Below are 11802 nucleotides of genomic sequence, written 5' to 3'. Positions count from 1 at the left end.
TCCAGCCTACCCGGCGTCGATGGCGGGGTGCCGCGAGAGCGTCAGGGTCCGGCGTTCGATCGGCTCCTCGCCGGCGTCGTCCGTCGCGGGCTCGTCGCCGGCTCCGGTCGGACGTTCGATGACGAGCTCGAACCAGGTGGGGACCACGCCGTCGAGCAACCCGGCTCCCCATTCCACGACGACGACGGACCGGGCGAAGTCGATGTCGAGGTCGTCGAGTTCGAGCGCCGAGCCGAGCCGGTAGGCGTCCACGTGGACGAGCGGCGGACCGCCGACGAGGCTCGGGTGCGTCCTGGCGAGCACGAAGGTGGGGCTGGTCACGGGGCCGCGGACGCCGAGTCCCTCGCCGATCCCGCGCGTGAGGGTCGTCTTGCCCGCTCCGAGCGGCCCGGTCAGGACCAGGAGCTGCCCGGCACGCAGTTCCGTGCCGAGGCGGACGCCGTGCTCGTGCATCTCTTCGGGCGTCGCCACCTCGACGACGCCCGGGGTGAGGACGTGATCGGTCATGACCGCTCCCTGGTCGTCCGGACCACGCGCGGCCCGATGCGGGTGACGAGTTCGTAGTTGATGGTGCCGGCGGCCTCCGCCCACTCCTCGACGCGCGGCGCGCCGGACGCCGGATCGCCGAAGAGCACGGCGTCGTCACCCACGGCGACCGCGTCGTCACCGACGTCGACGACGAACTGGTCCATCGCGATCCGCCCGCACACCCGGTAGCGGCGTCCGTTGATCACGACCGGACCGGCGTTCGAGGCGCTTCGCGGCACACCGTCGGCGTATCCGAGCGGGATGAGGGCGAGCGTCGTCGCCGTGCTGGTCCGGTAGCTGTAGTCGTAGGACACCCCGGCACCCGGTTCGACCCGGCGCACGGCGGCGACCGTAGCCCGGAGGGTCATGACGGGCCGGAGGCCGAAGGCGGCGGCCGAGCGGTCGGCGTCCTCGGTGGGTTCGAAGGGCGAGAGACCGTACACGGCGAGTCCGAGGCGGACGGCGTCGTAGCGGAGGGACGGCTCGCCGAGCGCTGCCGCCGACGCGGCGAGGTGCAGACTCCGCGGGGCGAGACCGGCTTCCGTGGCGAGGGCCACACCGCGCTCGAAGCGCACGGCGGCGGCTCGGTCGTCGTCGGTGGAGGTGTTGGAGACGTGCGAGAACAGCCCGTCGACCCGGACGAGCCCGGCGGCCTCGGCGGCTGCGGCGGCTTGGAAGAGCTCCGGCCAGTCGGCTTCGGCCGCGCCGTTCCGGCTGAGCCCGGTCTCGAGTTTGAACTGGACGACCGGCACGACGGACGACCGATCCCGAGCGGCCTCGATCACGCGGTCGAGCTGCGCGACCGACGACAGACCGAGGTCGATCCCGGCGTCGAGTGCGGCGCCGAAGGCAGCCTGCGGGCCGTGCAGCCAGGCGAGGATCGGTGCCGTGATCCCGGCGGCACGCAGCGCGACGCCCTCCGTGATGTCGGCGACACCCAGGCGATCGGCCCCGGCCTCGACCGCCGCGCGGGCGATAGCCTCGGCACCGTGCCCGTAGGCGTCGGCCTTGACGACGACGATGAGTTCACCGACGCCGGTCAGCTCGCGCAGACGACGGATGTTGTGGCGCAGGGCGTCGAGGTCGATGATCGCCTCGCGGGTCGGTCGCTCGTCGTGCTCGGACACGGGCGTCATCCCTCCCGCTCCGCGACGACGAACGCGACGGCGACCCCGGCGTCGTGCGTCATGCTCAGGTGCATGCTCGTGATCCCCCGCTCGGCCACGACACCCGCCGTGACACCGGACAGCGCGAAGTCGGGCTTCCCCTCCGGGCCGTTCACGATCGCCATCTCCTGCCACCGGATACCGTCCGAGGAACCCAGTGCTTTGATGAGCGCCTCCTTGGCGGCGAACCGTCCGGCGAGGGACCGCAGCGGCAGGTCGCGTTCCGACGGGACGAAGAGCCTGGCCAGCAGGTTCGGGGTGCGCGTGATCGCCCGTTCGAACCGTGCGAGGTCGACCAGGTCCACCCCGATGCCGATGATCATCCCTCTACTCTACGGCCGTCCTGCGCGGCCCGGTGGCCCGCTCGACGGGCCACCTCGGACCCCGCGGACCGCCCCTACTCGACCGTGACGGACTTCGCGAGGTTGCGCGGCTGGTCGACGTCGAGGCCCTTCGCCGTCGCGAGCTCCATCGCGAAGATGTGCAGCGGGATGACGGCGAGCAGGGGCTCGAACAGCGGACCGGCGAGCGGGATCGGGATGACCTCGTCGGCCGAGGGCAGGACGGCGGCGTCGCCCTGCTCCGCGATCGCGATGACCCGGGCACCACGTGCGCGGATCTCCTCGATGGTCGAGATGACCTTCGGGTGCAGGATCGCCGAGCCACGTGGGCTCGGGACGACGACGAAGACGGGCTGGCCCGGCTCGATCAGGGCGATCGGGCCGTGCTTGAGCTCGCCACCGGCGAAGCCTTCAGCGTGGATGTACGCGAGCTCCTTGAGCTTCAGCGCACCCTCGAGCGCGATGGGGTAACCGACGTGGCGACCGAGGAAGAGCACCGCGCGGGAGTCGGCCATCCAGTGGGCGAGCTGCGCGATCTTCTCGGAGGCGCCGAGGATGCTGGCGATCTTGTCGGGCACGGCCTGCAGCTCCTCGACCTGCGCCGCCAGGAACTGCGGAGTCTGGGTGCCGCGGACCCGCGCGAGGTGCAGCCCGAACAGGTACAGCGCCGTGATCTGAGCGGTGAACGCCTTCGTGGACGCGACCGCGACCTCGGGCCCCGCGTGGGTGTACACCACGGCGTCCGACTCGCGCGCGATCGTGGCCCCCTGGGTGTTGCAGATCGACAGGGTCTTCGCGCCGGACTCGCTCGCGAAACGCACCGCCATGAGCGTGTCCATGGTCTCGCCCGACTGGCTCACCGAGATGACGAGCGTGCGCGCGTCGATGACCGGGTCGCGGTAGCGGAACTCGTGGCTCAGCTCGACGGTGACCGGGATCCCGGCCCAGCGCTCGATCGCGTAGGTGCCGACCGTGCCCGCGTAGGCAGCGGTGCCACACGCGATGATCACGATGCGGTTGATGTCGAGGAAGAGCTCGTCGAGACCGGCGAGTTCGGGGATGACGACCTGGCCACCGTCGACCCGCCCGCGGATCGTGTTCGCGACCGCGTCGGGCTCCTCGCTGATCTCCTTCGCCATGAAGCTCGACCAGCCGCCCTTGTCGGCCGCCGAAGCGTCCCACTGGATCTCGAACGGCTCGGTCACGACGTGGTTGCCGGAGAAGTCGGTGACCGTCACGTCGTCGGGCGTGATGACGACCATCTGGTCCTGGCCGATCGCGACCGCGCGCTGGGTGTACTGCACGAACGCGGCGACGTCCGACCCGAGGAAGTTCTCGCCGTCGCCGAGCCCGATGACGAGCGGCGAGTTCCGACGTGCACCGATGACGACGCCGGGCAGGTCCTGGTGCATGGCGAGCAGCGTGAAGGCGCCGTCCAGGCGAGCGACGACGCGACGGAAGGCTTCGGTGAGGTCGCCGGTGGAACGGTACTCGCGGCCGATCAGCACAGCGGCGATCTCAGTGTCGGTGTCGCTCTCGAAGGTGAAGCCGTCTGCGAGGAGCTCTGCGCGCAGCTCGGCGAAGTTCTCGATGATGCCGTTGTGGATGAGCGCGAGGCGTCCTTCGTCACCGAGGTGCGGGTGCGCGTTGCGGTCCGTCGGTCCACCATGGGTCGCCCAACGGGTGTGACCGATACCGGTCGAGCCCGGCGCGATGGGGTTCGCGGCGAGGTCCTCGGTGAGGACGGCCAGCTTCCCGGCGCGCTTCCGCGTGTTCAGCGAACCCGTCGCGTCGAGCACGGCGATCCCGGCGGAGTCGTACCCCCGGTACTCGAGCCGCTTGAGTCCGCCCATGAGGACGTCCACCGTCTTGTCGTTCCCGACGTACCCTACGATTCCACACATGTAGAGCAGCATAATCGGGCGATTTTGCGAGGATCCTGCACCAACCTCGAGGTGCCGGCGCTCAGCCTCGGAGCAGGACGGTCTTGCCGAGATCCACCGGTTCCCGGGCCCTTCCCCTGCCGCGGGTCAGAGCTTGCGGAGCAGCACCGAGGACACCGTGTGATCGGAGTCCTTCCGCAGCACCAGCTTGGCGCGTGAGCGGGTCGGGCGGATGTTGTCGATGAGGTTCGGCTCGTTGATCGAGCGCCAGAACCCACGCGCCTGATCGGCCGCCTCCTCATCGGAGAGCTCGGCGAACACGTTGAAGAAGGAGTTCGGGTTCGAGAACGCGCCCCGCTTGAGCGCCATGAAGCGGTCCACGTACCAGGACTCGATGTCGCGCGTCCGTGCGTCGACGTAGATGCTGAAGTCGAACAGGTCGCTGATCGCCAGTCCGCTCGCCGTCGCAGCCGGCTGCAGCACGTTCAAGCCCTCGACGATCAGGACGTCGGGGCGCCGGACGACGACCTGCGCCGTCGGGATGATGTCGTAGCGCAGGTGCGAGTAGAACGGTGCCCGCACCTCGGCGGCACCGCTCTTCACCGCGGTGATGAACCGCAGGAGCGCGCGCCGGTCGTAGGACTCGGGGAAGCCCTTGCGATCCATGATGCCGCGCCGCTGGAGCTCCTCGTTCGGGTAGAGGAAGCCGTCGGTCGTCACGAGTTCGACGTGCGGGGTGTCCGGCCAGCGCGACAGCAGTTCGCGCAGCAGCCGCGCGATCGTCGACTTGCCGACGGCCACGGAACCCGCCACACCGATCACGAACGGCGTCCGGAGCGCCTGGTCGCCGAGGAACCGGCTCGTCGCTCGCCCGAGGTCCTGGGTGCCCTTCGCGTACAGGCTCAGCAGCCGGCTGAGCGGCACGTAGACCTCCTCGACCTCCCGCATGTCGAGACGGTCGCCGAGGCCACGGATCTGCACGACCTCGGTCTCGCTGAGCGGTGTGGCCGTCTCCGGAGCGAGTCGCGCCCATTCGGCACGGTCGATCTCCACGTAGGGCGTCGGCTGCCCGGAGGCACCGCCCGTCGTCGTCGAAGTCATGCGATCACTCTTCCACAGCTGAGGTGCCGACCTGCCGCCGGACGACTCAGATGGCGAGTCGCTCGCGGACGACGTCGGCGAGGCGGTGCGCCAGGCGGTCGGCGGTCGGCTGGTCGGCCGCCTCGACCATGACCCGGACGAGCTGCTCGGTGCCGGACGGCCGCAACAGCACGCGTCCGTCGTCTCCGAGCTCGGCTTCGGCAGCCTGTACGGCAGCGTCGACGACCTCGTCGCCGACGAGGCGCGTGCGGTCGACACCCGTGACGTTGACGAGGATCTGCGGGTACACCTGCATCACCGCGGCGAGCTCCGCCAGCGTCTTCCCGGTGCGCGCCATCTCGGCCACGATGTGCAGGCCGGTGAGGATGCCGTCGCCGGTGGTCGCGTAGTCGGCCATGATCACGTGGCCCGACTGCTCACCGCCGAGCGAATAGGCGTTCGCGTTCATCGCCTCGAGGACGTAGCGGTCGCCGACCCCGGTCTGGACGACGTTGATGCCGTGCTCGCGCATCGCGACGTGCAGGCCGAGGTTGCTCATCACCGTGGCGACGAGCGTGTCGTCCTTGAGCTTGCCGCGCTCCTGCATCGAGACGGCGAGGATGGCCATGATCTGGTCGCCGTCGACGACCTTGCCCGCAGCGTCGACCGCGAGGCAACGGTCGGCGTCGCCGTCGTGTGCGATGCCGAGGTCGGCACCGTGCTCGAGGACCGCCTTGGACAGGAGGTCGAGGTGCGTGGAGCCGACGCCGTCGTTGATGTTCATGCCGTCGGGGTCGTTGCCGATGATCGTGACCGTGGCCCCGGCGTCGCGGAAGGTCTCCGGCGACACTCCCGCGGCCGCGCCGTGCGCGCAGTCGAGGACGACATGGATGCCGTCCAGGCGGTTCGGGAGGCTGCCGAGCAGGTGGAGGACGTAGCGGTCCTCGGCGTCGGCGAAGCGGATGATCCGGCCGACGTCTGCGCCGGTCGGGCTGAGCTTGGGGCGGTCGAGGTACTCCTCGATCCGGCGTTCCACGGCGTCGGGCAGCTTCGTGCCGCCGCGGGCGAAGATCTTGATCCCGTTGTCGGGCGCGGGGTTGTGCGAGGCGGAGATCATCACACCGAAGTCGGCGTCGATGTCGGCGATGAGGAACGCCGTCGCGGGCGTGGGCAGCACGCCTGCCTCGAGCACGTCGACGCCCGAGGACGCCAGGCCCGCCGCGACGGCGGCGGACAGGAACTCGCCGGAGATACGTGGGTCGCGTGCGAGCACGGCGACCGGACGCTTCCCGGCGGCACGGCGGGCCTCAGCACTACGGCCTTGCCCAAGCACCACTGCGGTGGCTTGGGCAAGGCCGAGAGCGAGGTCTGCCGTCAGGTCGGCGTTCGCGAGTCCGCGTACGCCGTCGGTACCAAACAGCTGAGGCATCGAGCTTCGCTTGTCTTGAGAGCGCTTAGCGCTTCGAGAACTGCGGAGCCTTACGGGCCTTCTTGAGTCCGGCCTTCTTGCGCTCCTTGACGCGAGCGTCACGGGAGAGGAAGCCGGCCTTCTTCAGGGTGGCGCGGTTGTTCTCCTCGTCGATCTGGTTCAGCGAGCGAGCGATGCCGAGGCGCAGCGCGCCGGCCTGGCCCGAGGGGCCACCACCGGAGATGCGTGCGATGACGTCGTAGCCGCCGGCCAGGTCGAGGACGGTGAACGGGTCGTTGATGAGCTGCTGGTGCAGCTTGTTCGGGAAGTAGTCCTCGAGCGTGCGGCCGTTGACCGTGATGGTGCCGCTGCCGGGGACGAGACGCACGCGGGCGATGGCCTGCTTGCGACGGCCGACGGCTGCGCCGGGGACGCTCAGCACGGCGCGAGGCGCCGTGACTGCTGCTTCAGGAGCCGACTCGGTGGAGTAGCTCTGCGGGGTCTCTTCGATGGAATCTGCGATGTTCGCCACTGTGTAATCCTTTTTTCTTGTCCGGTGCTTACTGGGCGACCTGGTCGAGCGTGAACGGCTTGGGCTGCTGAGCGGCGTGCGGGTGCTCGCTGCCCGTGTAGACCTTGAGCTTCTTCAGCTGGTCGCGGCCGAGCGTGTTCTTCGGCAGCATGCCGCGGATCGCCTTCTCGACGGCGCGGATCGGGTTCTTCTCGAGGAGCTCGGCGTAGGTGACAGCCGAGAGCCCGCCCGGGTAACCGGAGTGGCGGTAGGCCTTCTTCTGCAGGAGCTTGGCGCCGGTGAGGGCCACCTTGTCGGCGTTGATGATGATGACGAAGTCGCCACCGTCCATGTGAGGGGAGAAGGTCGCCTTGTGCTTGCCGCGCAGGAGCGCTGCAGCGTGGCTGGCCAGGCGGCCGAGGACCACGTCGGTGGCGTCGATGACGACCCAGTCGTGCGTGATCTCACTGGCCTTCGGGGAATACGTGCGCGTCACAATAGTGCTGCTTTCTGGTCGGAGTTGGTCGTTCGTGAATCCCGCTCCTGTTGGGTGTTCCGAACGGAACGCCCGAGGTGGAGGGCTCAACTTCGGGTACCGCGCCGCAGAAGGCGCAGGCACCAACGGGAGAGTCTACGCGACGACGTCCCGGCGGTCAATTCCCACCGGGAACCTCACTCGGCGCTCGCCTCCACCTGCTCGTGGCTCCGCCGCTGACGGGTCTCGGCGGCCCGCGCGTGCAGCAGCCCCGGCTCGGGGTAACCGATCTCGACGAGGGTGAGTCCGCGCGCCGGCATCACCCGGAAATCGATCTCCCGCCGCCCGCCGTCGCGGAGCCGGACGACCTCCTCGAGCGACATGCGCCCCTCCCCCACGGCGACGCAAGCGCCGACGAGCGCCCGCACCATGCTGTGGCAGAACGCGTCGGCGGTGAGGCTCGCCACGAGCACGCCCGCTTCGTCCCGCGCCCAGCTGAAGGACTGCAGGGTTCGGATGGTCGTCGCGCGTGGTCTCGGTTTGCAGTACGCCTGGAAGTCGTGGAGCCCGACGAGCGAGGTGGCCGCCCGGTGGAGCAGCTCGACGTCGAGCGACGCCGTCGTCCAGCTCGTCGTCCGCCGGAGGATCGGGTCCTTGCGGACGTCGGCGTCCGCGAGGCGGTAACGGTAGTGACGCCAGACCGCCGAGAAGCGCGCGTCGAATCCCTCCGGCGCCGGTTCCGCCGTGTGGATCACGACGTCGCGGTCCATCCCGAGCACGCCGTTCAGTCGACGCACGAGGAGCGAGCTCGCGGTCTCGTTCCGCGGCGTACCGTCGTGGAACTCGGCGTGGCGCCCCTGCAATCGTGTGATCTTCGCGAGCTGCGGCTCGGTGAGGTCGAGGTGCGCCACCTGACCGGCCGCGTGCACCCCGGCATCCGTGCGTCCGGCCACCACGAACCGCGGCATGGGCGGGACGGTCTTGCCGAGCACGCGATAGAGCGCCTCCTCCAGGACCCCCTCGACCGTCCGGAGCCCCGGTTGCTTCGCCCATCCGGCGAAGTCCGTGCCGTCGTAGGCGATGGCGAGCCGGAACCGCTGGGTCGGGAGGACGTCCGCTGCCGCGACCTGCTCAGCGCTCACGGACGTACGCCAGATCACGCGTCGTCGCGACGAAGCCCTGTCGTTCGTACAGCCCGAGTGCACCCGTGGGGCTGGCCGTGTCGACCTCCAGGGTCGCCCGCTCGAGGCCGGCTGCCTGGATCCGGCGAAGCGCGGTGGCCAGCAGAGCCGGTGCGAGTCGTCGGCCACGCCAGTCGCGCACGGTCCCGACGAGGGCGATGTACGCGCTGGTGAAACCCTGCGCGGACCAGCTGTCCTCGTCCACCTCGGCCAGCGTGAAGCCGACGACCCGTCCATCGTCGTCGATCGCTACCACCGAGAGGTCGTCGCGGAAGTGGGATCCGCCGACGAACTGCGCCCACATCGCCGGGACCGTCTCCAGGCTGCCCCAGTGGTCCCGGAACGAGTCGTTCCGAGCCTCCCTCGTGCGTTCGGCCACGTCCGGGTGGTACGCCTCGAGTCGGACACCGTCGGGCACGTCGATCTCGTCGATGGGCGCGGAGAGATCGCGTTCCATGATCGTGAAGTACCGCGCCACGCCGAAGCCGAACCGCTCCAACAGGCGCGCCGCCCCCGGGTTCCGTTCGTCGACGTAGGCACGGGAGGAAGCTGGAGCACCCGTCTCGACGGAGGCCAGCTGCTGCTTGGATCGTTCCAGCGACCACGCGAGCAGCACTCGGCCGATCCCCCGCTCACGCCATGCGGGATGCACGCCGCCGAAGACGTACGAATACACGGACACGTCTCGCGAGGGCGACAGGACCACCATCGCGTAGGCGACCAGCGTGCCGTCGGCGGCGATCGCCAGCAGGCTGTCCGCAGCCATGTCGATCCACGCGTGGTCGAACTGGTCCGCGATCTCATCGCGGCTCGTCACCCGGTGGGGGTTGTCGAACGGATCCATGGCACGGCACAGCGCCACGATGTCGTCGATGTCCGCGCGGACCGCCGGACGCCAGTGATCGACGTCGGGGTGCTGTGGCAGGGCCGGCAGGCCGGCCGGGACGGCGGGAGTGGTACTCATGTCTCCAGCCTAGGACACCGTCGCAGCGCCGCCAGGAACGACGGAACCCCGCCCTCCAGGTGGAGAGCGGGGTTCCGTTCGTGTGTCGCTGAACCTACTTGGCGTCCTTCGCGGGAGCCTCGTCGGTGGTCTCGCCGGCGTCGACGGACTCGCCGTCGGTCTCGGTCGCCTCGACGGCTTCCGTCGCCTCTGCGTCGGCTTCGACCTCGGCGGGGGTCTCCTCGGCCGGAGCCTCGTCGACCGGCGCTGCGGCGTGCTTCGCGGACTGCTTGGCCGGCTTCGCCTTCGGCGTGACGGGCTCGAGGACGAGCTCGATCACGGCCATCGGAGCGTTGTCGCCCTTGCGGTAACCGGTCTTGATGATGCGCGTGTAGCCACCCTGACGGTCGGCGACGAGGGGCGCGATCTCCGTGAAGAGCTCGTGGACGACGCTCTTGTCGGTGATCGTCGCGAGCACCCGACGGCGGGCGTGCAGGTCGCCGCGCTTCGCGAAGGTGATCAGGCGCTCAGCGAGCGGACGCAGGCGCTTCGCCTTGGTCTCGGTGGTCTGGATGCGCTTGTGGGTGAACAGCGCAGCAGCGAGGTTGGCGAGCAGGAGACGCTCGTGGGCAGGTCCGCCTCCGAGGCGGGGTCCCTTGGTGGGAGTAGGCATTCTTGTCTCTCTTCAGGTTGGAAAGTCGTCAGGTGGATCGCGTGCTAGGAGACGGTCTCGTCGTCGTAGCCGCTGTAGAAGTGGGCGCCGTCGAACCCGGGAACCGAGTCCTTCAGGGAGAGGCCCATTTCGGTGAGCTTGTCGCGAACTTCATCCACCGACTTCTGTCCGAAGTTGCGGATGTTCATGAGCTGCGTCTCCGACAGCGCGACGAGCTCGCTGACGTTGTTGATGCCCTCGCGCTTGAGGCAGTTGTACGAGCGCACGGAGAGGTCGAGGTCCTCGATCGGGATCGAGAGCTCGCCCGGCAGCACGGCGTCGACCGGCGCGGGGCCGATCTCGATGCCCTCTGCGGCGGTGTTGAGCTCACGAGCCAGGCCGAACAGCTCGGTCAGCGTACGACCGGCCGACGCGATGGCGTCGCGCGGCGTGATGGCCGGCTTCGACTCGACGTCGACGACCAGGCGGTCGAAGTCGGTGCGCTCACCGGCACGAGTCGCCTCGACGCGGTAGGTCACCTTGAGGACGGGCGAGTAGATCGAGTCGACGGGGATCTGACCGGCTTCGCTGAACTCGTTGCGGTTCTGCGTGGCCGACACGTAGCCGCGGCCACGCTCGATCGTGAGCTCGAGCTCGAACTTCGCCTTGTCGTTGAGGGTCGCGATGACGAGGTCCGGGTTGTGGACCTCGACGCCGGCCGGAGCCGAGATGTCGGCTGCGGTGACCTGGCCTGCGCCGGTCTTGCGGAGGTACGCCGTGATCGGCTCGTCGTGCTCGCTGGAGACGACGAGGCCCTTGATGTTCAGGATGATCTCGGTGACGTCTTCCTTGACACCGGGGATCGTGCTGAACTCGTGCAGCACGCCGTCGATGCGGATGCTGGTGACGGCTGCACCCGGGATGGACGACAACAGGGTGCGACGGAGCGAGTTCCCGAGGGTGTACCCGAAGCCTGGCTCGAGCGGCTCGATGATGAACCGGCTGCGGAACTCCGAGATGGATTCTTCGGTGAGCGTAGGGCGCTGTGCGATGAGCACTATGGATTCCTTTCGGCTAAGTGTCCGCTATATGACACTTGCGTTGGCGAGGTAGTGAATGGTGTTCGCTGGCCCTGGTCACCAGGACCATGCCGTGATCCGTCCGCGGCGATCAGACGATCGCTACGGACGGATCACGGCCGGTGAACCGAAGGAATTAGACGCGGCGACGCTTCGGGGGGCGGCAGCCGTTGTGTGCCTGAGGCGTGACGTCGTTGATCGAGCCGACCTCGAGGCCTGCGGCCTGGAGGGAACGGATCGCGGTCTCGCGGCCGGAGCCGGGTCCCTTGACGAAGACGTCGACCTTCTTCATCCCGTGCTCCTGCGCCTGACGCGCAGCCGACTCGGCGGCGAGCTGTGCGGCGAACGGGGTCGACTTGCGCGAACCCTTGAAGCCGACGCCACCGGACGAAGCCCAGCTGATGACCGCGCCCGAGGGGTCGGTGATCGAGACGATCGTGTTGTTGAACGTCGACTTGATGTGGGCCTGGCCCACGGCGATGTTCTTCTTTTCCTTCTTACGCGGCTTCCGAACGGCCGACTTTGGTGCTGCCATGAATATCTCCTGAGTCCTAT

General features: G+C 69.0%; 13 protein-coding genes. All 13 read right to left on the bottom strand.

Translation table 11 applies throughout. The annotated features are described in order from the left end of the window. Positions 1-6: 6 nt before the first annotated feature. Positions 7-507 carry a tRNA (adenosine(37)-N6)-threonylcarbamoyltransferase complex ATPase subunit type 1 TsaE gene (tsaE, locus tag GV015_RS08865; protein WP_159877971.1) on the bottom strand — a complete coding sequence of 167 codons (501 nt, stop codon included), beginning with the start codon at positions 505-507 and terminating at the stop codon, positions 7-9. Next, entirely contained in the window at positions 504-1655 is a 1152-nt protein-coding gene (gene alr, locus GV015_RS08860) for an alanine racemase (protein ID WP_236555385.1), read from the bottom strand. The genes tsaE and alr overlap by 4 nt, the downstream gene beginning before the upstream one ends. 5 nt (positions 1656-1660) lie before the next feature. Further along, on the bottom strand, positions 1661-2017 hold the full coding sequence (locus GV015_RS08855; protein WP_159877967.1) for a holo-ACP synthase: 357 nt from the start codon (positions 2015-2017) through the stop codon (positions 1661-1663). 74 nt (positions 2018-2091) lie between these two features. After that, entirely contained in the window at positions 2092-3939 is a 1848-nt protein-coding gene (gene glmS, locus GV015_RS08850; RefSeq protein ID WP_159877965.1) for a glutamine--fructose-6-phosphate transaminase (isomerizing), read from the bottom strand. A gap of 126 nt (positions 3940-4065) precedes the next feature. Beyond that, positions 4066-5019, bottom strand: a complete 954-nt coding sequence (coaA, locus tag GV015_RS08845; protein WP_064296681.1) for a type I pantothenate kinase — start codon at positions 5017-5019, stop codon at positions 4066-4068. 46 nt (positions 5020-5065) lie between these two features. Further along, positions 5066-6427: a phosphoglucosamine mutase gene (gene glmM, locus GV015_RS08840; protein WP_159877963.1), complete on the bottom strand. Its 1362-nt coding sequence runs from the start codon at positions 6425-6427 to the stop codon at positions 5066-5068. Between the two features lie 25 nt (positions 6428-6452). Continuing rightward, a complete protein-coding gene (gene rpsI / locus GV015_RS08835; RefSeq protein ID WP_064296683.1) occupies positions 6453-6938 on the bottom strand; it encodes a 30S ribosomal protein S9 in 486 nt (161 codons plus the stop codon). Positions 6939-6966: 28 nt separating this feature from the next. After that, entirely contained in the window at positions 6967-7413 is a 447-nt protein-coding gene (gene rplM, locus GV015_RS08830; RefSeq protein ID WP_071259493.1) for a 50S ribosomal protein L13, read from the bottom strand. A 176-nt stretch (positions 7414-7589) separates the two neighbouring features. After that, the gene (gene truA, locus GV015_RS08825; protein ID WP_159877961.1) at positions 7590-8534 is read right to left on the bottom strand and encodes a tRNA pseudouridine(38-40) synthase TruA; all 945 of its coding nucleotides are present in this window, start codon (positions 8532-8534) and stop codon (positions 7590-7592) included. Next, positions 8524-9537, bottom strand: a complete 1014-nt coding sequence (locus GV015_RS08820) for a GNAT family N-acetyltransferase (RefSeq protein ID WP_159877959.1) — start codon at positions 9535-9537, stop codon at positions 8524-8526. Before GV015_RS08820 ends, truA begins: the two co-directional genes overlap by 11 nt. Positions 9538-9631: 94 nt before the next feature. Next, positions 9632-10189, bottom strand: a complete 558-nt coding sequence (rplQ, locus tag GV015_RS08815) for a 50S ribosomal protein L17 (RefSeq protein ID WP_064296687.1) — start codon at positions 10187-10189, stop codon at positions 9632-9634. A 44-nt stretch (positions 10190-10233) separates the two neighbouring features. Then, positions 10234-11226 (bottom strand): DNA-directed RNA polymerase subunit alpha, encoded by a 993-nt coding sequence (locus GV015_RS08810; RefSeq protein WP_056008091.1) that lies wholly within the window; start codon positions 11224-11226, stop codon positions 10234-10236. Positions 11227-11383: 157 nt separating this feature from the next. Continuing rightward, the gene (rpsK, locus tag GV015_RS08805; protein ID WP_056008094.1) at positions 11384-11782 is read right to left on the bottom strand and encodes a 30S ribosomal protein S11; all 399 of its coding nucleotides are present in this window, start codon (positions 11780-11782) and stop codon (positions 11384-11386) included. Positions 11783-11802 lie beyond the last annotated feature (20 nt).

Origin of the sequence: Plantibacter sp. T3 (genome assembly GCF_902506515.1) — a bacterium.
Lineage (GTDB): Bacteria > Actinomycetota > Actinomycetes > Actinomycetales > Microbacteriaceae > Plantibacter > Plantibacter auratus.
This window is presented reverse-complemented; position numbering and strand designations above follow the sequence as displayed.

Excerpts from the sequence above, each read along its gene's own strand:
- tsaE (WP_159877971.1), bottom strand. The coding sequence starts at position 507 with ATGACCGATCACGTCCTCACCCCGGGCGTCGTCGAGGTGGCGACGCCC.
- GV015_RS08855 (WP_159877967.1), bottom strand. The coding sequence starts at position 2,017 with ATGATCATCGGCATCGGGGTGGACCTGGTCGACCTCGCACGGTTCGAA.
- glmS (WP_159877965.1), bottom strand. The coding sequence starts at position 3,939 with ATGTGTGGAATCGTAGGGTACGTCGGGAACGACAAGACGGTGGACGTC.
- coaA (WP_064296681.1), bottom strand. The coding sequence starts at position 5,019 with ATGACTTCGACGACGACGGGCGGTGCCTCCGGGCAGCCGACGCCCTAC.
- glmM (WP_159877963.1), bottom strand. The coding sequence starts at position 6,427 with ATGCCTCAGCTGTTTGGTACCGACGGCGTACGCGGACTCGCGAACGCC.
- GV015_RS08820 (WP_159877959.1), bottom strand. The coding sequence starts at position 9,537 with ATGAGTACCACTCCCGCCGTCCCGGCCGGCCTGCCGGCCCTGCCACAG.
- rplQ (WP_064296687.1), bottom strand. The coding sequence starts at position 10,189 with ATGCCTACTCCCACCAAGGGACCCCGCCTCGGAGGCGGACCTGCCCAC.
- rpsK (WP_056008094.1), bottom strand. The coding sequence starts at position 11,782 with ATGGCAGCACCAAAGTCGGCCGTTCGGAAGCCGCGTAAGAAGGAAAAG.